Consider the following 19,429-nt stretch of genomic DNA (forward strand, 5'->3'; position numbering starts at 1 on the left):
AATTGTCACAATGTTTCTCCAACCCCTCTATACGGCATCAGTTGAGCCATGAGGTCAATGCACAGTATCGGCACTCAAGAGCAAAAATGCGACATTTTCTACGTCGTTTTTGTGAAATCGACAGGACTGTACAGCGCGCGGGTTAAGCGGCGAGATTTCAGTGACGCATGGCCTGAGGGCCGGGGTCCTTCCGCGCAAGCTTGCGCAGGGCGCTTGGCGTTTCGCCGGTGTGCTGTGTGATGAAGCGCGTGAAATATGCAGCGCTCCCAAAGCCCAAACTCTGTGCAATGTCGCGCATTGGCAATGTGGTCCGGATCAGCAAACTACGTGCGGCGTGCAATTGGCGTTCCGTCAACAGCGCCGCAGCGGTCTTGCCGGTTTCCTGCCGGCAGACGCGGGTCAGATGCGTTGGCGTCACGTCAAGCTCGGCCGCATGTCCGGCCATGTTGAAGGCCCCTTCGGCATCCTGAGCCAGCCGGGCGCAGAATGCTCGGCACAGACGACGTGCAGCATGCGCCCTGTTGTTTTCGGGCGCTTTCGCCCAGAGCCGCTGCAACTGGATGCCGACAAGATCTGCGTAGCTGCAAATCGCGCGTGCGGCATGATCGTCATCAAGCTGCTGTTCGCGCAGCATTGCGTCGAAAAACGCAGTAAGGCGCGCTTGCTCTTGCATGTCATTTATGCGGATCTGCATTGGTGTTTCGGGCAACCCGCAGGGCATGGTCTCGTCGATGCGCAACACCTGACCAAAGCTCTGACGACCAATTTCAAGAGAGAACAAGGTGCGAGCGGGTATACAAAGCACCGTGTGCGATCCGAAACCGCGACAGTGTCCATCCAGCAATGCACGCCCCTGACCGCGTGTGACCCACACCAGCAGGTGGCAGTCGCGCTCATGCGCCAGTTCGATCTGCCATGCGCCGCCGGACAGAAGCCGTAGCAGAGGGCTGACGTCCAGTGGACCAGAAGCGTTTGGGTCAAAAGGCATGGCGGAGCTGACTGTACTTTTTGCGTAGTTGATCAGACGACAGTGACTCGCGCCGATGATTCGATCAATTTTATTGCAAGGTTTACCGGCATTCCGGCGGTGGCCGTCCGTTTTGTGGGATTTTAGACCCGTTTTTACGATTCAGGGCTGATTTTTGCCCATTTCGACATGCGTGACCGAAACCAACTGCGCTGCCGTTTGGCGTATTGCCGGGTGGCGATCGAGGCCTGCTCCTCGGCCTCCGACAGGCTGAGCGTGCCAGACAGATAGGCCATCAGCTCCGGCACGCCGATCGCCTTGCAGGAGGGAAGCGCCGGATCGTAGCGGTCCAGCATCGCGCGCGCTTCATCCAGCGCCCCCTGATCGAGCATCTGGGCAAAACGGCGACGGATGCGTGCTTCGAGCCACTCCTTGTCGGTCTCCATCACCAGTCCGGTGCAGGCGGTACGCGGCAGCAGGGGCGGCGGCGTATCATCCTGCCAGTCGGCGAGAGGACGGCCCGTGGCCCGCAACACTTCCCAAGCCCGCTGAACACGGGCGCGGTTTTGCATGTCGATGCGGTCAGCGGTCCTCGGGTCCAGGTCCTTGCTCAGGTCCTCAAGGCTGAGGCGATCCCCTTCGGTGCGGATCTGCGGCGGGGTGGCGGGGATCTCCGCCAGTCCTTCGGTCAGCGCGAGAAAGTAAAGACCGGTCCCCCCGACGATAATGGGGCGCTTCGGACCCTTTAGAAGCGGGGTCACCTCACGGAGCCAATGTCCGGCAGAGTAGGGAGCATCATAGGCCAGATGGCCATATAGCATGTGCGGTGCCCGGGATTCGTCCGCCGGCGACGGGCGTGCGGTCACCACGCGCCAACAGTCGTAGATCTGACTGGCATCTGCATTGATGATCACCCCGCCATCCCGTTCGGCGATCTCAAGCGCCAGTGCGGATTTGCCCGATGCGGTGGGACCGGCAATCAGCACAGGCAATTCGCTGGAGATTTTATCTAAGTCCATCAATGTCTTCCGCTGCAGAATTGGTTCGGGGCAGGGCCGCCTGAGGCCGGATCGGCAATAATCCGGCCGTTCGGATTGATCCTTGGCCGCTTTTGCTTCATTTTGCCGCGAGATTTAACCCCGACATATTGCGGAGCGCAACATGCCCCAGAGCTCAGATCAACCGGACGTCTCGACGGCCGCAGGCTATAACCGTGTGATGTTGAAGATTTCCGGCGAGGCCCTCATGGGGACGCAGGGTTTCGGCCTGCATCCGCCAACCGTGCGCAGAATCGCCCAGGAAGTGAAATCCGTGCATGATCTCGGCGTCGAGATCTGCATGGTCATCGGCGGCGGCAACATCTTCCGCGGCCTGTCCGGGTCGGCGCAGGGGATGGAGCGTACCACTGCAGACTACATGGGAATGCTGGCCACCGTGATGAACGCGCTGGGGATGCAGTCGGCGCTGGAGGATGAAGGTGTCTTCACCCGTGTCATCTCGGCCATTCGGATGGATGAGGTTGCAGAACCCTACATTCGCCGCCGTGCCGTGCGCCACCTGGAGAAAAAGCGGGTCTGCATCTTTGCCGCAGGCACGGGCAATCCCTACTTCACCACCGACACCGCCGCGACGCTGCGCGCCAACGAGATGAACTGCGAAGCCATCTTCATGGGCAAGAACGGTGTTGATGGTGTCTATGACATGGACCCCAAGACCAACCCGGAAGCCAAACGCTACGACAGCATCAGCTATGATGAGGTGCTCGCCAAACGGCTCAAGGTCATGGATGCCTCGGCCATTGCGCTGGCGCGGGACAACAGCCTGCCGCTGATCGTCTTTAGCCTTGATGAACCGGGCGGGTTTCGCGGCGTTCTGGCCGGAGAAGGCACCTATACCAAGGTTCACGGCTGAACCGCGTGAGGGGCTTTGGGACAGGGCGCGGGTCGGTGTTGCGATGCGCGTTCTGCCTGCAAAATTGCGTTCAACTGCCGGTTTCGCGGGTATTTACCCACTGAGATCGCTATACAATACACATATGATGGCGTAATAGCCGTCCTCAAGACCGCCTCAAGCAAGGGGAGAGCAGCATGTCTGAAAACTTCGAACTAGACACCGACGATCTGAAGCGCCGCATGGACGGTGCCCTGGCCAACCTGAAAACCGAATTTGCATCTTTGCGGACCGGGCGCGCCTCTGGTTCCATGCTGGAACCGGTGATGGTGGATGCCTATGGCTCGATGACACCGATCAACCAGGTTGGCACCGTGAACGTGCCGGAGCCTCGCATGGTCACCATCAACGTCTGGGACAAGGGCCTGGTCAACAAGGTGGAAAAAGCGATCCGCGAAAGCGGGCTTGGCATTAATCCGCAGCTCAATGGCACCATCATCATGCTGCCGATTCCGGAGCTGAACGAGGAACGTCGCCGCGAGCTGACCAAGGTGGCGGGCCAGTATACCGAACACGCTCGTGTGTCGATCCGCAACGTGCGCCGCGACGGCATGGACCAGATCAAGAAAGCCAAAGCCGATGGCATGTCCGAGGATGACCAGAAGTTCTGGGAGGCCGAGGTGCAGGAACTGACCGACAAGATGATCAAGGTCATCGACGACGCGTTGGAAACCAAACAAGCCGAAATAATGCAGGTCTGATCAGCCATTATGTCACTCGGGACGAACCGCGGAGCCCCGGCCAAGGCCGGAACAGACACAGCGTCACCGGGCTCCGGTGGCGGCCCGAGGCATGTGGCGATCATCATGGACGGCAATGGCCGTTGGGCGCAGATGCGCGGGCGGCCACGGTTGTTCGGCCACCACGCAGGCGCCCGACGGGTGCGCGAGGTGGTCGAGTGCTGCCCGGGCCTTGGCGTCAAGTACCTGACGATATTTGCCTTCTCGACCGAGAACTGGAAACGCACACAGGTGGAGGTCGCGGGCCTCATGAGCCTGTTTCGCCGCTATATCTCCAAGGAGATGAAAGCGCTGGCCGCCAAAAATGTCAGGGTGCGGTTTATTGGTGACCGGGTCAAACTCGATGCCAAGCTGATCCAGCTGATGGATGCGCTGGAACGAGAGACCGCGGGCAACGATGGCACGCATCTGACCATTGCCCTGAACTACGGTGGACGCGACGAGGTCGCCCGCGCCACCAAACGGCTGGCACAGGATGTGGCGAGCGGCAAGCTGGATCCCGAAAGCGTGGATCAGGAAACCCTGCCGCGGTACCTTGACACCCATGTGCTGCCGGACCCCGATTTGGTGATCCGGACCTCGGGCGAGGCGCGGATCTCGAATTTCCTGCTGTGGCAGTCTGCCTATGCCGAGTATGAGTTCATCGATACGCTCTGGCCTGATTTCACTGCCGAGGAACTGGGGCGGCTGTGCAGCAGCTATGGCCGCCGGGACCGTCGGTTCGGCGCGGTCAAGACATGAGCGCTCAGGGCTCTTCGCCAGGTCCCAAAGCGGGGCGCTGGTCCGATCTCGGCGCACGTACGCTCTCTGCCATAGTGTTGCTTGGCTTGGGGGGCGCATCCATCTATTTTGGTGGCGTGGCCTTTGCGGTCTTCGTCTCTGTTGCTGTTGGAGCAGTGTTCTGGGAAATGCTGCGGATGTACGACGCTGACCTGTCGCTCTCCGCCATCGGTTGCGGGGCGGTTGCCGCGCTGACGGTGTTCGTATCCTCCTTTCTGCCGCTTGTGGTGACGCCTCTTGTCCTGGCCTTTCCGCTGGTGTTTGGCGCCTGGATACTCGAACGCCAGCGTCGGTCCTTTCTGACAATGGCGGGGTGGGTGCTGTTTGGCGGGTTTGGCCTGATCTGGCTGCGAGAGGCTTACGGTGTCAGCTGGACCTTCTGGCTCATCTGCGTTGTGGTTGCGACGGATGTGGCGGGATACTTCGTTGGCAAGCATTTTGGCGGGCGCAAGTTCTGGCCTGCCGTCAGCCCTAAGAAAACATGGTCCGGTACAGCGGGGGGCTGGGCCGCTGCTGCGGTGGTCGGGCTGCTGTTTGCGCTTCTGGCGGGACTGCCTGCAAACCTCATCTGGATCTCCGCCCTTGTTGCCATGGCGAGCCAGGCCGGCGATATCGCCGAAAGCGCGCTGAAGCGACGTTTGAACGTCAAGGACTCCAGTCAGCTCATTCCGGGACATGGCGGCGTCTTTGACCGCTTTGACGGTATGCTGGGCGCGGGCGCCCTGTGTTTCCTGATCGCCATCACCTGGGGGTGACCCCCTGATCGCGTCCAGCGCGTTGGACGGATGAAAAACGAGTTTCTGATGCGAAAAATATCTATTTTCGGGGCAACCGGCTCCATCGGGCAGAACACCATTGATCTGATCCGACGTGATCCCGAGGCCTATGACATCGTGGCACTGAGCGGCGGGCACAATGTTGCGCAGCTTGCGCGCGATGCTATTGAGCTACGCGCCGAGGTTGCCATTACCGCGCACGACCACCGGTTGCCAGAGCTGCGCGCGGCGCTTGCGGGTAGTGATGTCGAAGCGGCGGCCGGCGCAGATGCGCTGGTGGAGGCCGCCAGCCGTCCTGCCGACTGGATCATGTCGGCGATCGTCGGGGCGGCGGGGCTTGCACCGGGGCTACGGGCGCTGGAACAAGGCAGCACGCTGGCGCTCGCCAACAAGGAATCACTGGTGTGCGCGGGACGGCTGTTGATGAAAACTGCAGAAGCGCATGGTGCCCGTATCCTTCCCGTCGACAGCGAGCATTCCGCAGTGTTTCAGGCGCTTGTCGGCGAGCGGATCGACGAGGTCGAGCGGATCATCATCACCGCTTCCGGTGGCGCATTCCGAGACTGGCCGCTTGCAGATTTGAGGACCGCGACTTTAGCGCAGGCGTCGTCCCACCCCAACTGGGACATGGGACAACGGATCACCGTGGACAGTGCATCCATGTTTAACAAGGCGCTGGAAGTCATTGAAACGCGAGAGTTCTTTGGCGTAGCGCCTGAGCAGATCGAGGTGCTGGTGCATCCGCAATCACTGGTGCATGCGCTGGTCGGTTTCCGAGATGGCGCCTTGATGAGCCATCTTGGTGCCCCAGACATGCGGCATGCCATCGGGTATGCGCTGCATTGGCCTGAGCGCCGGTCACTGCCCGTGGCCAGGCTGGATCTGGCCTCCATCGGCCAGCTGGAGTTTCGCGCGCCGGATCTGGCGCGGTATCCGGCGCTGCGGCTGGCGCAGGAGGTGATGCGGCGCGGTGGTCTGTGCGGTGCGGCCTTCAATGGCGCCAAAGAACGCGCGCTTGATCACTTTATCGCGGGTCACATTGGCTTTCTCGACATGGCCGACATAACTGACCAGGTATTGGCGTCGCTGGAGGCCGAGGCGGGTCTTATTGACGCCTCAATGACACTTGAAAACGTCACCCGAGTTGATGGTTTGTCGCGTGATGCGGTGGATCAGGTTGTGACGCAACGAACAGGATAGAGTTTTGGACGCAGTATCTCTGGTCTCGCAACTGGGCGGGTTCCTCTACACGGTCGGCAGTTTCGTCGTGGTGCTTTCGATCATTGTGGCCGTGCACGAATATGGCCATTACATCGTCGGGCGTTGGTGCGGCATCTATCCGGAGGTGTTCTCACTTGGCTTTGGTCCGGTGCTGGCCAGCCGTGTCGATAAACGTGGCACCCGCTGGCAGTTGGCCGCGTTCCCACTTGGCGGGTTTGTGAAGTTCCTCGGGGATGCGGATGCCGCCTCGGGTAAGGATGCGGGAGCGATTTCCGCAGCCGAGACCGATCCGGAATTGCTGCGCAAGACCATGCATGGTGCCCCGCTCTGGGCGCGGGCTGCGACAGTGGCGGCAGGGCCGATCTTTAACTTCATTCTGGCGATTGTCATCTTTACCGGCGTGAACCTCAGCCGAGGTCAGATGCAGGAACCGCTTGCCGTGGGGTCGATCAAGGATCTTCCGGCAGAGGGCTATACGCTTGAGCCCGGAGACGAAATCCTGGCGGTGGCTGGCATCGAGACGCCGGATTTTTCGGACGGTGTGGCATGGCGCGCGTTTGAGGGTAGCGTGCCTGTTGAAAAGATACTGGATTATCGCGTGGCGCGCGATGGCAACGAGATGGTGGCGCGCGGCCCTTATCTGATGCCGAGCATCGTGACCGGTGTGGCCCCACGCAGTGCCGCATCTGATGCAGGTCTGCGGGAAGGCGACGTTATTGTCGCCGTGGATGACGGGGAAATCTTCGCGTTCTCTCAACTGAAGGAACGGGTCGAGGAGGGTGAAGGCGCGCCGCTGTCGCTCACGGTCTGGAACGCAGGTGAGACGCGGGAGCTGATCCTCAGCCCGCGCCGCACGGACGAGCCAACGGCAGACGGTGGTTTTCAGACCAATTGGCGCATCGGCATTGCCGGTGGGCTGGCGTTTGAACCGGCCCGCGAATCCGTGTCGCCTTGGTTGGCGGTCGGGCAGGGGGCGGCTCAGGTCTGGCGCATGATCGAGCAATCTCTGTCCGGGTTGAAGCATATGATCACTGGTCAGATCAGCACCTGCAACCTCTCCGGCCCGGTTGCTATCGCCGAGATGTCGGGCACCTTGGCGAGCCAAGGGGCGGTGAACTTCATCTGGCTCATCGCGGCACTGTCTACGGGGATTGGCCTCTTGAACCTGTTTCCGGTGCCGGTGCTGGACGGCGGACATCTGGTGTTCTTCGCCTATGAGGCCATCACGGGCCGCCCGCCCAATGACCGGGCCATGCAGGTTCTGATGATGATCGGTCTGACGATGATCCTTGGGTTGATGTTGTTCTCCGTCAGCAACGATCTGCTGTTCTGCTGAGCGCGCAAATGATCAGGCATAGGGGCTTTGCATGGCGCATCTGCCCCTTTGCTGCCCCGATCTTGCCACAAACCCGAACTAGCATTTGATCGTGAGTGAGTGATTCCGGCCCGCGGGTCGGAGGATTGAGCGATGGGGAACAATCATGCAAACGCTACAGCAGTCCTGTGCCGGGCTTGGCCTGTTGGCCCGCCTCAATGCAGACCGGGTCTTGTTTATCGGGGCCATCACCGCTGCGATGGCGGTTGGAACGTGGATCGCCTCTGTTTTTTGAGGCGGTAGGAAACGCGACATATTTTCCGGGGCTTACATGGGCTTCGTGAGCGAGAAAAGCAGCGGTCGTCGCCCCGCTGCTTTTCTTGTTTTTGACAACCGCGTGTAAACCCGGTACGCACTTTTCAAGCTGCTATAATAATTGGGTTTAAACTGATGATCTGGGGGAAAAACGCGGCATCTGCCCGTGATGCGCGCCGGGAGAGTGAAATGTCCGTTTCTAATAAAGGTTTTCTCGGGTCCACCGCACTTTCCGCGGTACTTGCCTTCGGGATTGGCTTGGCGCCAATGTCCCTGCAGGCTCAGGACTATCGGTTCACGAATGTTCGTGTCGAAGGCAACCAGCGAATACAAAGCTCGACCATCGTTGCCTATACGGGCCTTGGTCGCGGCGAAACGGTCAGCGCCGGTGCCTTGAATGATGCCTATCGAGGCGTGTTTGACAGTGGTCTGTTCGAGGCGGTGGAGCTTGTCCCCCGCGGCAACACCCTGGTCATCAAGGTGGTGGAATATCCGACCATCAGCCGGATCAATTTCGAAGGCAACAAGCGCCTGAAAGACGATGCGCTGTCCGAGGTGATTGAATCCTCGCCGCGTCGTGTGTTCAGCGCCGATCAGGCAGAGCGGGACGCCGGAGCGATCGCTGACCTGTACCGCGCTCAGGGGCGTTTGGCCTCCAGAGTGACGCCGCGCATCATCCGCCGGAACGACAACCGCGTCGACCTGGTGTTCGAGATTTCCGAAGGCGATACCGTCGAGGTGGAGCGCGTCTCCTTCGTGGGCAACCGCGCCTTCTCCGACCGGCGTTTGCGTCGAGTTCTGGAGACCAAGCAGGCGACCTTCCTGCGCGCTCTGATCAACCGTGACACGCTGATCGAAGACCGGATCCAGTTTGACCGTCAGGTGCTGACTGATTTCTACCGGTCGCGTGGTTATGTCGATTTCCAGGTCAACAGCGTCAACGCTGAGGTGACGAAGGAACGCGATGCGGCCTTCCTCGTTGTGGACGTGACCGAAGGGCAAAAGTTCGAGTTCGGCGACATCACCGTGACAAGCGAGTTTGCCAATGCCGATCCGGATGTCTATCGCAGCCAGCTGCGCCTGAAGCGTGGGGTAACATACTCGCCTCTGGTGATCGAGAATGCCATCGAAACGCTGGAGCAATTGGCCGTGCGCCAAGGGATCGACTTCCTGCGGGTCGAGCCGCGCGTCACCCGCAATGACCGCGACCTGACGCTGGATGTGGAGTTTGCGATGGTGCGAGGCCCACGGATCTTTGTCGAACGCATCGACATTGAGGGCAATACAACCACGCTTGACCGGGTGATCCGTCGTCAGTTCAAGATCGTCGAGGGCGATCCGCTCAATCAACGTGAGATCCGCAACAGTGCGGAGCGTATCCGTGCGCTTGGGTTCTTTGCTCAGTCCGAAGTGGACGTGCGGCAGGGCAGCACACCGAATGATGTCATCGTGGATGTCGACGTTGAAGAGCAGCCTACCGGGTCGTTCACGCTGGGCGGATCCTACTCGGTGGATGATGGTATCGGGGTCGCGATCGGGATTTCCGAAAACAACTTCCTTGGTCGCGGTCAGCAGCTGTCATTCAATATTTCCACAGCTCAGGATACCGAAGAGTATAAGTTGCGGTTCGTAGAGCCGAAGCTTTTGGGCCGGGATCTGCAATTCGCCATTGATCTGGGTCTGAGCGAGACGGAATCCAGCTACTCGGAATACGACACATCCTCTGTGATCTTCCGTCCCTCGATTACCTTTGAGGCCAGTGATACGACGTCGCTGCAGTTACGTTATGCGCTTGACCTCGACGAGATGAAATCGCGTGGCCTCGATAGCAACGGCAATGATCGGGCGGGTCCGGTGCTGCAAGCTGACATCGCTGAAGGCAAACGCACCACCAGCTCTATCGGTGCGACGTTTACCTATGATAGCCGCCGTACCGGGTTGAACCCGACAGCGGGCTTCTTGATCGAAAGTGGCCTCGACTATGCCGGCCTCGGCGGGGATAACGAGTATATCCGTGCAACCAGCAAGATTGTCGCGCAGAAATTGGTGTTCAACGAAGAAATCACCCTGCGTGCCACCGTTGAGACCGGATATCTCGGTTGGCTTGGCGACAACAAGAGCCGGACCATCGACCGTTTCCTGCTGTCATCGGACACGCTGCGTGGCTTTGAGCCGGGCGGGATTGGCCCTCGGGATATGTCTGGAAGCTATGACGATGCGCTTGGGGGCAACCTCTACGCCGTTGCACGCTTCGATGCAGAGTTCCCCTTGGGTCTGCCTGAAGAGCTCGGGATCCGTGGTGGTCTGTTCTATGACGTTGGCAACCTCTGGGGGCTGGATGACTCGAACGCCGCAGCCGGTAGCAATGTCGTTGGGCGCGGTGGATCGTTCCGTCACGTGGTCGGGTTCTCGCTGTTGTGGACAACTGGTCTGGGTCCGCTCCGGTTCAACTTCTCCAAGGCGCTGTCCAAGGAAGAGTTCGACAAAGAGCGGAATTTCGACCTGACTATTCAGGCACGGTTCTGACACCTTGCGACGGACCCTCGTAGTTCGAATGTTCTGGGCAGCCGGGCTTATGGCCGGGCTGTCCTTTTCCGTCGGGGCATCGGCGCAGAGTTTGACGCCCGGCATTGGACTTGGTGGCTTTTCTCCGGAACAGAACCTCGGCATTCCAAGCAGTTTGTTGTTGACCATCCACTCTGATCGGTTGTTCTCCGAAAGTGCGTATGGCCAGCGCATCGCGCGTGAGATGGAAGGTCAAAGCGCGGTGCTGATGGCCGAAAACCGCCGGATCGAAGCCGAACTGCGCGCCGAAGAACTGGACCTGACAGAACGCCGGTCCACCACCGACCCTGATGCCTTTCGTGCGTTGGCCAAAGCCTTTGATGAGAAGGTGCAGGAGACCCGTCGGACCCAGGAGGCCAAGTTTCTGGAGATCACGACGTCGCGCGAAGAGGCACGACGAGAGTTCCGCGAAACCTCTATCCCCATTCTGGAACAAATCATGACGGAAACCGGCGCAGCGGCCATTCTGGAGCAATCCAGTGTGCTGCTCAGCGCGGAGGCCATCGACGTGACAGACCTGGCGATCGCGCGTGTCGACGCTATCCTTGGCGAAGGGGACGACGCGGAGGCCACCGGGACCAACCCGCCCTAAGCTTGCCCCGTTCGGGCAGGCTTGCTAGGACAAATATCTGAAAAAACCAATGGAAGTTGACCCATGAGTGCTGACGCAAATCCCGACCTCAAGAGCGCCGACATCGGCCTGATCCAACAGATCCTGCCGCATCGCTATCCGTTCCTGCTGGTGGACAAGGTTGTCGATATCGACGGGTATCAGTCAGCGCGCGGCATCAAGAACGTCACGATGAACGAACCGCATTTCCAGGGCCACTTCCCAGGAACGCCGATTATGCCAGGTGTAACCATTGTAGAGGCGATGGCACAGACCTCCGGTGTGATGCTGGGCGTGGGGATGGATCTGATCGGCAGCGATATGCTGATCTATTTCATGAACATCGACAAATGCAAATTCCGCCGCAAGGTTGTACCCGGTGATGTGCTGGAAATGCACGTGGAAACCCTGCGCGGCAAGCCCGGCGGCAAGATCTTCAAATTCTCGGGTCGCGCGACCGTTGAGGGTGAGCTGGCTGCCGAAGCCGAGTTCACAGCCATGGTTGACCGCGACGGAAAGGACGGCTGATGACCACTATCCACCCCAGCGCCATTATCGAGGATGGTGCCACTGTCGGCGAAGGCTGTGAAATCGGCCCCTTCTGCATCGTCGGCGCTGAGGTGGTACTGGGCGACCGCGTGGTTCTGAAGTCCCATGTGGTGATCACCGGCGACACCGAAATCGGCGAGGACACCGTGGTGTTCTCCTTCTCGGTGTTGGGTGAAATCCCGCAGGATCTGAAGTTCAAGGGCGAGAAATGCCGCACCGTGATCGGCAAGCGGAACCGCTTCCGCGAGCATGTGACCGTGAACGCCGGCACCGATGGCGGTGGCGGTGTGACCCGGATCGGGGATGACGGGCTGTTCATGGCAGGCTGTCACATCGCCCATGACGCGCAGGTCGGCGACCGGGTGATCGTGGTGAATTCTGCCGCTGTGGCGGGTCATTGCGTGCTGGAAGACGACGTGATCATCGGGGGCCTGTCCGGCATCCACCAATTTGTGCGGATCGGACGCGGCGCCATCATCGGCGCGGTGACCATGGTGACCAATGATGTCATTCCCTACGGGTTGGTGCAGGCCTCGCGCGGCGAGCTGGACGGGCTGAACCTCGTCGGACTGAAACGCCGGGGCGTCAACCGGGCGGATATCACCGCGCTGCGCGCCGCGTTTCAGATGCTGGCGCAGGGCGAGGGCACCTTCTCCGAGCGCGCCCGCCGTCTGGGCGAAGAGAACGATAGCGAATATGTGCAGGAAATCGTCGCTTTCATCACCGGTGAGAGCGACCGCCATTTCCTGACCCCCGGCGGCTGAGAGAGGCACCAACCATGATTGCACTGATTGCCGGTCGCGGGGCATTGCCCGCGGAACTGATTGCACGTCTGCCGGAGCGCCCTCTGGTCTGCGCCATGGCGGGATCGGAACCTGACACGGTGGAGGCGGAGATCACCTTTCGCCTCGAACAGCTGGGCAGTTTTCTGCAACAGTTGAAGGCGGAAAACGTCACGGAGATCTGCCTTGCGGGCGCGGTGACGCGGCCCCAGATCGACCCATCGGCGATAGATGCGGCAACGCTGCCGCTGGTACCAGTGCTGCAGGCGGCGATTGCTGCCGGTGATGATGGCGCGCTGCGGGCGGTGATCGCCATCCTCGAAGAGAGCGGTTTTGCCGTGAAGGGTGCGCATGAGATCGCGCCGGACCTGCTGATGGACGAAGGCGTTCCCACTCAGGTCAAGCCCGGCGAGATCGACAAGGCCGACGCCGAGCGTGCCTCGGTGATTGCCTTTGGTCTTAGCGCTGCTGATATCGGGCAGGCCTGCGCGGTGCGCGCCGGTCAGGCCATCGCCATCGAGACGCTGTTTGGCACCGACTGGATGCTGGCCAGCCTCGCGACGCGACCGGACGGGCAGGGTGGTTTGTTCTACAAGGCCCCGAAGGCCGGGCAGGACCGCCGCGCCGATTTGCCGACCATCGGCCCGGCGACGGTGGAGGGCGCCGCCATGGCGGGCCTCAACGGTATCGTTCTGGAGGCGGAAGGCGTCATCGTCCTCAACCGCGAGGAGGTGATTGCCGCCTGTGACCGCCGAGGCATGTTCCTCTGGCTGCGGCAGGTCTGATCACATGAGCCTGCGGGTGTTCATCCTCGCCGGGGAACCCTCTGGCGACAGGTTGGGCGCGGCGCTCATGCGCAGGCTTAAGGAGCTGGCGCCGGGGGTGACATTTGAAGGCGTCGGCGGCAGCCAGATGCAGGCCGAGGGGCTCCGCTCGCAGTTCCCGATGGAAGAACTCTCCGTCATGGGCATTGCCGAGGTGCTGCCGAAGTATTTCGACCTCAAACGGCGCATCCAAGAGACCGCCGATGCGGTCGTCGCACTGCGGCCGGATGTGATGATCACCATCGACAGCCCGGATTTTTCCCTGCGCGTTGCAAAGCTGGTGAAAGACGCAAGCGACATCCGTATCGTGCATTATGTTGCGCCTTCCGTCTGGGCCTGGCGTCCGGGGCGCGCGGCGAAGATGGCCAAGGTCATCGACCATGTGCTGGCGCTGCTGCCGTTCGAGCCGCCCTATATGGAAGCCGCCGGGATGGAGTGCGATTTTGTCGGCCATCCGGTGGTGGCGGAGCCAAAGGCGACTGAGGCGGAGATCGCGGATTTTCGCGCCGCGCATGATCTTGGCGATGCGCCGGTGCTGCTGGCCCTGCCGGGGTCGCGCCGCTCCGAGGTGGGGCGGTTGGCGGATGTATTTGGCACTGCCTTGCAGCAGTTTCACGCCTCCCACCCGGACCATAGGATCGTGGTGCCTGCGGCGGCCCATGTGGCGCCCTTGGTGCGTGAAAAACTTGCCGATTGGCCTGCGGGCTGCCGCGTGCTGGACCCTGCAGCATATACCACAGCGGAGTTTGCCGCCCACAAACGCGCGGCCTTTGCCACGGCAGGGTTGGCGCTAGCGGCCTCGGGCACGGTTTCGCTGGAACTGGCGGCAGCCCGCACGCCGATGGTTATCGCCTATCGGTTCAACTGGCTGACCTGGCAGATCATGAAGCGCATGGCGTTGATCGACACTGTGACGCTCGTCAATCTGGTCAGTGACACGCGCGTGGTGCCGGAATGCCTCGGGCCTGATTGTACAGCCGATAATATCGCCACCCAGCTGGACGCCGTGCTTGCGGCGCCTGAGGCGCAGTTCGACGCGATGCGCCTCACGATGGAGAGGGTCGGTGAAGGCGGCGATGCGCCCGGTGTGCGGGCCGCCCGTGCTGTGCTGGACCGGCTGCCGGGCTAAGCCGCGTCACGCGCCCCTATCAGGTGAATTCCCGCGAGGTTGATCCGCCCGCGACATGGGTCGCGGGCATGAACAGGGACTTCAGGCGCCGCGCCAGATCCAGCCACCGCCAAAGATGCGGCTGCCGTTGGGATCATAGAAAACGCAGGCCTGACCGGGCGAAATGCCTTCCTCGGCGGCGAAGAGTTCCACCTCCGCCTCGGTCTCCGAGATCGGACGCAGGATCGCATCGCGCGGCGGGCGGGTCGACCTGACCTTGACGCTCAGATGCCATTCGTCGCGACTTGTGAAGGGCTCATCGCCCAGCCAGTTGATCTCACGTACGGGCACGCGGCGCGTGGCCAGCATCTCCTTGGGGCCAACGATGACCTGCTTCTGGTCCACATCCAGCTTTACCACATAAAGCGGCTCGCTCAGCCCGCCGATGCCCAGACCGCGACGTTGGCCGATGGTGTAGTGGATGACGCCATTGTGCTCGCCCAATACACGACCATCCGCATGCACGATCTGTCCCGGCTCCGCCGCGCCGGGGCGCAGTTTCTCGATCACCGAAGCATAGTCGCCATTGGGCACAAAGCAGATGTCCTGGCTGTCCGGCTTGTCGGCCACCGCCAGACCGTATTGCGCCGCCATCTCGCGGGTGGCGTCCTTGGAGGGCAGGTGTCCCAGCGGAAAGCGCAGGAAATCCAGCTGCTCCGGCGTGGTGGAGAACAGGAAATAGCTCTGATCCCGGTTGGCATCCGCGGCGGAGTGCAGCTCCGGCCCGTTAGCGCCCGTCTTGCGCTGGATATAGTGACCGGTGGCCATGCAGTCGGCCTCCAGATCCTTGGCGGTTTCCAGCAGATCCTTGAACTTCACGCGCTCGTTGCAGCGGATGCAGGGCACCGGCGTGGCGCCGGCCAGATAGCTGTCGGCGAACTCGTCGATCACTGCATCCTTAAAAATGTTCTCATAATCGAGCACGTAATGCGGAAAGCCACGTTCCTCCGCCACGCGGCGGGCGTCGTGAATATCGATTCCCGCGCAGCAGGCGCCTTTCTTGGCCAGCGCTGCCCCGTGATCGTAGAGCTGCAGCGTCACACCGACCACATCATAGCCCTGTTCGGACAGGTAGGCCGCCACCACGGAGCTGTCGACACCGCCTGACATGGCGACAACGACGCGGGTGTCCGCGGGCGATTTTGCAAAACCTAGCGAGTTCACTGGGGTCTCGTTGTCCAGTGCCATGATGTGCTCCTTAAGGGGTTCGGGTGCGGATCGGGAAAGCATCGAAGAATATATGAAAATGCTACGTATTCTCAAGGGGCGCATTTCACTCATCGTTAAGAGCTGCCCGCCATTTTGCACATATAAGCAGAATACGCATCCTAGTAAGGGCATAGCGATGTTTTTAAAGAAAGTTGATGGCCCCCGTGCGGTCACGTTACCGGACGGCACGGTCATGACACGGGCGGACTTGCCGCCTCAAACCACGAAACGCTGGGTGGCATCGCGCAAGGCTGCGGTCGTACGCGGGGTTTTGTACGGATTGATTCCCCAGACCGAAGCACTACGTCTTTACAATCTAAGCGAGGATGAATTCCGAAGCTGGGTTGCTGCGGTTGCAGACCACGGGGAAGAGGCCCTGAAAACCACCCGACTGAAGGAGTATCGTGACCCCTGAGTCGCAAACCGCCGTGTTAACTTTAAGGTTTTGCGGAAATTAACCATCATGGTAACGGGACATTAACCTTTTCCCAGCAAGGTTAACGCAACCTGAGGACAACAGAGTACAGGCGGAGACCCAATATGCGCATTCTTCTGGTCGAGGATGATCCCACGACAGCGAAAAGCATCGAGCTGATGCTGACTCATGCAAACCTAAATGTTTACACGACTGACCTCGGCGAAGAGGGCATCGATCTGGCAAAGCTATACGACTATGACCTGATCCTGCTGGATCTGGGCCTGCCGGACATGAACGGTCACGAGGTTCTGCGTCAGCTGCGCTTGTCGCGCATTGAGACCCCGATCCTGATCCTCTCCGGCGCGGATGACACGGAAAACAAGATCAAGGGTTTTGGCTTTGGTGCGGATGATTATCTGACCAAACCGTTCCATCGCGAGGAACTGGTTGCGCGGATCCACGCGATTATCCGCCGCTCGAAAGGGCATTCCCAGTCCATTATCAAGACCGGGAAGATCTCCGTTAACCTTGATGCCAAGACCGTGGACGTGGAAGGCAAATCTGTCCATCTCACTGGTAAGGAATACCAGATGCTGGAGCTTTTGTCGCTGCGCAAGGGCACGACCCTCACCAAGGAGATGTTCCTGAACCATCTCTATGGCGGTATGGATGAGCCAGAACTGAAGATCATTGACGTGTTCATCTGCAAACTGCGCAAGAAGCTCAGCACGGCGACAGACGGCGAAAATTATATCGAAACCGTCTGGGGGCGCGGCTATGTGCTGCGCGATCCGCAAGAGGATCTGTCCACCGGTGGTCCGAGGATCGCGATCGGCGCCTGAGCGCGACGAGGCACTTAACGCACAACAGTTTCTAAAACTCCGCCGGGCTGAGCATCCCGGCGGAGTTTTTTCGTGTGACTTCGGGCACTGGACCTCTCGGGGAACGGCGACTATCACCAAGGCAAGACAAATATCCGAGGGGCGTTGCCAGTATGACAGATCAGGATCCCCGGTCGATGGATGCGGCCGACGCGCGTGTGGAATTCGAGGCGCTGCAAACGCAGATCGAGGCTGCGGATGTCGCGTATCACCAAAAGGACGCACCGACGTTGTCGGATGCCGAGTACGATCAACTGAAACGCCGCTATCTGGCATTGGCCGACGCGTTTCCGGAGTTAGCGGCCGAGGGCACGCGCGTTGATGCGGTTGGCGCGCCGGCGGCCTCGGGTTTTGGCAAGGTCACCCATTCGGTGCGGATGATGTCTTTGGGGAATGCCTTTGAAGATCAGGATGTTGAGGATTTTGCCGCTGGTCTGCGCCGCTATCTCGGGCTGAGCGCGGAGGCCCCTCTGGCGTTTACGGCGGAGCCCAAGATTGATGGCCTGTCCCTCTCCCTACGCTATGAGCAGGGGCAGCTGGTGCAGGCAGCCACGCGCGGCGACGGTGCGGTGGGCGAAAACGTGACCGAGAATGCGCGCACCATCGCCGATATTCCGCATCAGATCTCCGGCGCGCCAGAGGTGCTGGAGGTGCGCGGCGAGGTCTATATGAGCCACGCGGATTTCAAGGCTTTGAACGCCCGGCACACGGAAACCGGCGGCAAGATCTTTGCCAATCCGCGCAACGCCGCTGCCGGGTCATTGCGCCAGCTGGATGCAGAGATCACCCGCGCGCGGCCCTTGCGGTTCTTTGCCTATAGCTGGGGTGAACTGTCCGAGCCTCTGGCGACAACGCAAAGTGAGGCCATCGCACGGTTCGAGGCGCTTGGCTTCCAGACCAACCCGCTGACCCGCCGCTGCGACAGCATCGCAGAGCTTCTGTTACACTATCACGCCATCGAGGAACAGCGCGCCGATCTTGGCTATGGCATCGATGGTGTTGTCTACAAGGTCGATGATCTGACCCTGCAGGAGCGGCTCGGATTTCGTTCTACCACGCCCCGCTGGGCCATCGCGCACAAGTTCCCGGCAGAGCTCGCCTGGACCCGGCTGGAGGGGATCGACATTCAGGTTGGGCGTACTGGTGCCCTTAGCCCCGTGGCGCGGTTGCAGCCGGTCACTGTGGGCGGGGTCGTGGTCTCCAATGCGACGCTACACAATGAAGACTACATCATTGGTCTGGACTCCAAGGGCGCGCAGATCCGCGAGGGCAAGGACATCCGTATCGGCGATTGGGTGCAGATCTATCGTGCCGGTGATGTGATTCCGAAAGTGGCCGATGTGGATTTGACTCGCAGGCCAGAGGGAACGGAGCCGTATGTGTTCTCGACCACATGCCCGCGCTGCGGCAGTCCTGCGGTGCGCGAGGAAGGTGATGCGGTCCGTAGATGCAGTGGCGGTGTGATCTGCCCGGCACAAGCCGTGGAAAAACTCAAGCACTTCGTCTCTCGTGCAGCCTTCGACATCGAGGGGCTGGGCGCCAAGCAGGTGGAGCAATTTCATACAGATGAGTGGGTGAAAGAACCCGCAGACATCTTTGAGTTGCAAGAGAATTATGGCAATGGCCTGCAGCAACTGAAGAACCGGGAAGGCTGGGGCGATAAATCAGCCACCGCCCTGTTCGCAGCGATCAATGACAAAAGCCGGATTGAATTTGCGCGGCTGATCTTTGGCCTTGGTATCCGCCACGTCGGTGAGGTTGCCGCCAAGGATGTCGCGCTGCATTTCCGCACCTGGCAGGCGCTGGCGGAGGCCGCTGATTTGGCGCGCCCAGCGGCTCTGGCCCATCGTGCTGCGGATGAGGCGGAGCTGGTGGAGCGGCAGGAGGCTCAGGCGGCAGAGCGACGGGCCAAGATCACAGATGCCCGCAATGCGGCCATCGCGGCCTGCGCGGTCACACCGGAGGCGCAAGCCGCCTGGGATGATCTGATCAGCGTAGACGGGCTTGGCCCCACGGTCGGGCTGTCGCTGTCTGATGCCTTTGCCAACCCGGAGGAGCGCGCGGCCTTTGATCGTCTGGTGGCGCATCTCGATATCATCGAACCCGATGCCCCGGCGGAAGACAGCCCGGTGGCGGGCAAGACCGTTGTATTCACCGGTTCTCTGGAAAAGATGACCCGGGCCGAGGCCAAGGCGCGGGCCGAAGCGCTGGGGGCGAAGGTCTCCGGTTCGGTATCCAAAAAAACCGATATCCTCGTGGCGGGACCGGGTGCGGGTTCCAAGGCGGCCAAAGCCAAGGACCTCGGCATCCAGACGCTGGACGAGGACGAATGGCTGGAACTGATCGGGTAGGCGTGAGC

General features: G+C 60.7%; 19 protein-coding genes. 16 read left to right on the forward strand and 3 right to left on the reverse strand.

The window, feature by feature from the left end; all coding sequences use genetic code 11:
* Positions 1–157: 157 nt before the first annotated feature.
* Both R0J92_RS04880 and miaA read right to left on the reverse strand, forming a co-directional pair.
* Positions 158–988, reverse strand: a complete 831-nt coding sequence (locus R0J92_RS04880) for an AraC family transcriptional regulator (RefSeq protein ID WP_317386079.1) — start codon at positions 986–988, stop codon at positions 158–160.
* Between the two features lie 134 nt (positions 989–1,122).
* Positions 1,123–1,986: a tRNA (adenosine(37)-N6)-dimethylallyltransferase MiaA gene (gene miaA / locus R0J92_RS04885; RefSeq protein WP_411050910.1), complete on the reverse strand. Its 864-nt coding sequence runs from the start codon at positions 1,984–1,986 to the stop codon at positions 1,123–1,125.
* Positions 1,987–2,128: 142 nt separating this feature from the next.
* On the opposite strand from miaA, the gene pyrH reads away from it, so the two are divergent.
* The 13 genes from pyrH to lpxB all read left to right on the forward strand — a co-directional run bounded on the left by pyrH (position 2,129) and on the right by lpxB (position 14,523).
* Complete coding sequence (pyrH, locus tag R0J92_RS04890) at positions 2,129–2,878, forward strand: UMP kinase (protein WP_411050911.1); 750 nt, start codon at positions 2,129–2,131, stop codon at positions 2,876–2,878.
* 176 nt (positions 2,879–3,054) lie between these two features.
* The gene (gene frr / locus R0J92_RS04895) at positions 3,055–3,618 is read left to right on the forward strand and encodes a ribosome recycling factor (RefSeq protein ID WP_106164021.1); all 564 of its coding nucleotides are present in this window, start codon (positions 3,055–3,057) and stop codon (positions 3,616–3,618) included.
* A gap of 9 nt (positions 3,619–3,627) precedes the next feature.
* The gene (locus tag R0J92_RS04900; RefSeq protein ID WP_207796924.1) at positions 3,628–4,398 is read left to right on the forward strand and encodes an isoprenyl transferase; all 771 of its coding nucleotides are present in this window, start codon (positions 3,628–3,630) and stop codon (positions 4,396–4,398) included.
* Complete coding sequence (locus R0J92_RS04905) at positions 4,395–5,192, forward strand: phosphatidate cytidylyltransferase (protein WP_411050912.1); 798 nt, start codon at positions 4,395–4,397, stop codon at positions 5,190–5,192. The genes R0J92_RS04900 and R0J92_RS04905 overlap by 4 nt, the downstream gene beginning before the upstream one ends.
* Positions 5,193–5,240: 48 nt before the next feature.
* On the forward strand, positions 5,241–6,413 hold the full coding sequence (gene dxr / locus R0J92_RS04910; RefSeq protein WP_411050913.1) for a 1-deoxy-D-xylulose-5-phosphate reductoisomerase: 1,173 nt from the start codon (positions 5,241–5,243) through the stop codon (positions 6,411–6,413).
* 4 nt (positions 6,414–6,417) lie between these two features.
* Entirely contained in the window at positions 6,418–7,770 is a 1,353-nt protein-coding gene (gene rseP, locus R0J92_RS04915; protein ID WP_411050914.1) for an RIP metalloprotease RseP, read from the forward strand.
* 145 nt (positions 7,771–7,915) lie between these two features.
* Positions 7,916–8,044, forward strand: coding sequence for a hypothetical protein (locus R0J92_RS04920; protein ID WP_317386084.1), 129 nt, complete (start codon positions 7,916–7,918; stop codon positions 8,042–8,044).
* A gap of 209 nt (positions 8,045–8,253) precedes the next feature.
* Complete coding sequence (bamA, locus tag R0J92_RS04925) at positions 8,254–10,590, forward strand: outer membrane protein assembly factor BamA (protein ID WP_411050915.1); 2,337 nt, start codon at positions 8,254–8,256, stop codon at positions 10,588–10,590.
* A gap of 49 nt (positions 10,591–10,639) precedes the next feature.
* Positions 10,640–11,221 (forward strand): OmpH family outer membrane protein, encoded by a 582-nt coding sequence (locus R0J92_RS04930; protein ID WP_207796929.1) that lies wholly within the window; start codon positions 10,640–10,642, stop codon positions 11,219–11,221.
* A 63-nt stretch (positions 11,222–11,284) separates the two neighbouring features.
* Positions 11,285–11,767, forward strand: coding sequence for a 3-hydroxyacyl-ACP dehydratase FabZ (gene fabZ, locus R0J92_RS04935; protein ID WP_317386086.1), 483 nt, complete (start codon positions 11,285–11,287; stop codon positions 11,765–11,767).
* A complete protein-coding gene (lpxA, locus tag R0J92_RS04940; protein ID WP_106164028.1) occupies positions 11,767–12,552 on the forward strand; it encodes an acyl-ACP--UDP-N-acetylglucosamine O-acyltransferase in 786 nt (261 codons plus the stop codon). The genes fabZ and lpxA overlap by 1 nt, the downstream gene beginning before the upstream one ends.
* A gap of 14 nt (positions 12,553–12,566) precedes the next feature.
* A complete protein-coding gene (locus tag R0J92_RS04945; RefSeq protein WP_411050916.1) occupies positions 12,567–13,355 on the forward strand; it encodes an LpxI family protein in 789 nt (262 codons plus the stop codon).
* A 4-nt stretch (positions 13,356–13,359) separates the two neighbouring features.
* Entirely contained in the window at positions 13,360–14,523 is a 1,164-nt protein-coding gene (gene lpxB / locus R0J92_RS04950) for a lipid-A-disaccharide synthase (RefSeq protein ID WP_411050917.1), read from the forward strand.
* A gap of 81 nt (positions 14,524–14,604) precedes the next feature.
* On the opposite strand, the gene mnmA is transcribed toward lpxB, so the two are convergent.
* Positions 14,605–15,750 (reverse strand): tRNA 2-thiouridine(34) synthase MnmA, encoded by a 1,146-nt coding sequence (mnmA, locus tag R0J92_RS04955; protein WP_411050918.1) that lies wholly within the window; start codon positions 15,748–15,750, stop codon positions 14,605–14,607.
* A 157-nt stretch (positions 15,751–15,907) separates the two neighbouring features.
* Between mnmA and R0J92_RS04960 the strand changes: the two genes are divergently transcribed.
* From R0J92_RS04960 to ligA, 3 genes are all read left to right on the forward strand, one after another.
* Positions 15,908–16,186: a DUF1153 domain-containing protein gene (locus tag R0J92_RS04960; RefSeq protein WP_106164127.1), complete on the forward strand. Its 279-nt coding sequence runs from the start codon at positions 15,908–15,910 to the stop codon at positions 16,184–16,186.
* Between the two features lie 125 nt (positions 16,187–16,311).
* Positions 16,312–17,031, forward strand: a complete 720-nt coding sequence (gene ctrA, locus R0J92_RS04965) for a response regulator transcription factor CtrA (protein ID WP_106164032.1) — start codon at positions 16,312–16,314, stop codon at positions 17,029–17,031.
* 176 nt (positions 17,032–17,207) lie between these two features.
* Entirely contained in the window at positions 17,208–19,421 is a 2,214-nt protein-coding gene (gene ligA, locus R0J92_RS04970) for an NAD-dependent DNA ligase LigA (protein ID WP_411051154.1), read from the forward strand.
* Positions 19,422–19,429: the final 8 nt, after the last annotated feature.

The sequence above is a fragment of the Tritonibacter sp. SIMBA_163 genome (genome assembly GCF_046535935.1).
In the GTDB taxonomy this organism is placed as follows: domain Bacteria; phylum Pseudomonadota; class Alphaproteobacteria; order Rhodobacterales; family Rhodobacteraceae; genus Epibacterium; species Epibacterium scottomollicae.

Bases quoted from the DNA above. Each gene is read 5' to 3' on its own strand.
- R0J92_RS04880 (WP_317386079.1), bottom strand. From the start codon at position 988: ATGCCTTTTGACCCAAACGCTTCTGGTCCACTGGACGTCAGCCCTCTG.
- miaA (WP_411050910.1), bottom strand. From the start codon at position 1,986: ATGGACTTAGATAAAATCTCCAGCGAATTGCCTGTGCTGATTGCCGGT.
- pyrH (WP_411050911.1), top strand. From the start codon at position 2,129: ATGCCCCAGAGCTCAGATCAACCGGACGTCTCGACGGCCGCAGGCTAT.
- frr (WP_106164021.1), top strand. From the start codon at position 3,055: ATGTCTGAAAACTTCGAACTAGACACCGACGATCTGAAGCGCCGCATG.
- R0J92_RS04900 (WP_207796924.1), top strand. From the start codon at position 3,628: ATGTCACTCGGGACGAACCGCGGAGCCCCGGCCAAGGCCGGAACAGAC.
- R0J92_RS04905 (WP_411050912.1), top strand. From the start codon at position 4,395: ATGAGCGCTCAGGGCTCTTCGCCAGGTCCCAAAGCGGGGCGCTGGTCC.
- dxr (WP_411050913.1), top strand. From the start codon at position 5,241: ATGCGAAAAATATCTATTTTCGGGGCAACCGGCTCCATCGGGCAGAAC.
- R0J92_RS04920 (WP_317386084.1), top strand. From the start codon at position 7,916: ATGCAAACGCTACAGCAGTCCTGTGCCGGGCTTGGCCTGTTGGCCCGC.
- bamA (WP_411050915.1), top strand. From the start codon at position 8,254: ATGTCCGTTTCTAATAAAGGTTTTCTCGGGTCCACCGCACTTTCCGCG.
- R0J92_RS04930 (WP_207796929.1), top strand. From the start codon at position 10,640: ATGGCCGGGCTGTCCTTTTCCGTCGGGGCATCGGCGCAGAGTTTGACG.
- fabZ (WP_317386086.1), top strand. From the start codon at position 11,285: ATGAGTGCTGACGCAAATCCCGACCTCAAGAGCGCCGACATCGGCCTG.
- lpxA (WP_106164028.1), top strand. From the start codon at position 11,767: ATGACCACTATCCACCCCAGCGCCATTATCGAGGATGGTGCCACTGTC.
- R0J92_RS04945 (WP_411050916.1), top strand. From the start codon at position 12,567: ATGATTGCACTGATTGCCGGTCGCGGGGCATTGCCCGCGGAACTGATT.
- lpxB (WP_411050917.1), top strand. From the start codon at position 13,360: ATGAGCCTGCGGGTGTTCATCCTCGCCGGGGAACCCTCTGGCGACAGG.
- mnmA (WP_411050918.1), bottom strand. From the start codon at position 15,750: ATGGCACTGGACAACGAGACCCCAGTGAACTCGCTAGGTTTTGCAAAA.
- R0J92_RS04960 (WP_106164127.1), top strand. From the start codon at position 15,908: ATGTTTTTAAAGAAAGTTGATGGCCCCCGTGCGGTCACGTTACCGGAC.
- ctrA (WP_106164032.1), top strand. From the start codon at position 16,312: ATGCGCATTCTTCTGGTCGAGGATGATCCCACGACAGCGAAAAGCATC.
- ligA (WP_411051154.1), top strand. From the start codon at position 17,208: ATGGATGCGGCCGACGCGCGTGTGGAATTCGAGGCGCTGCAAACGCAG.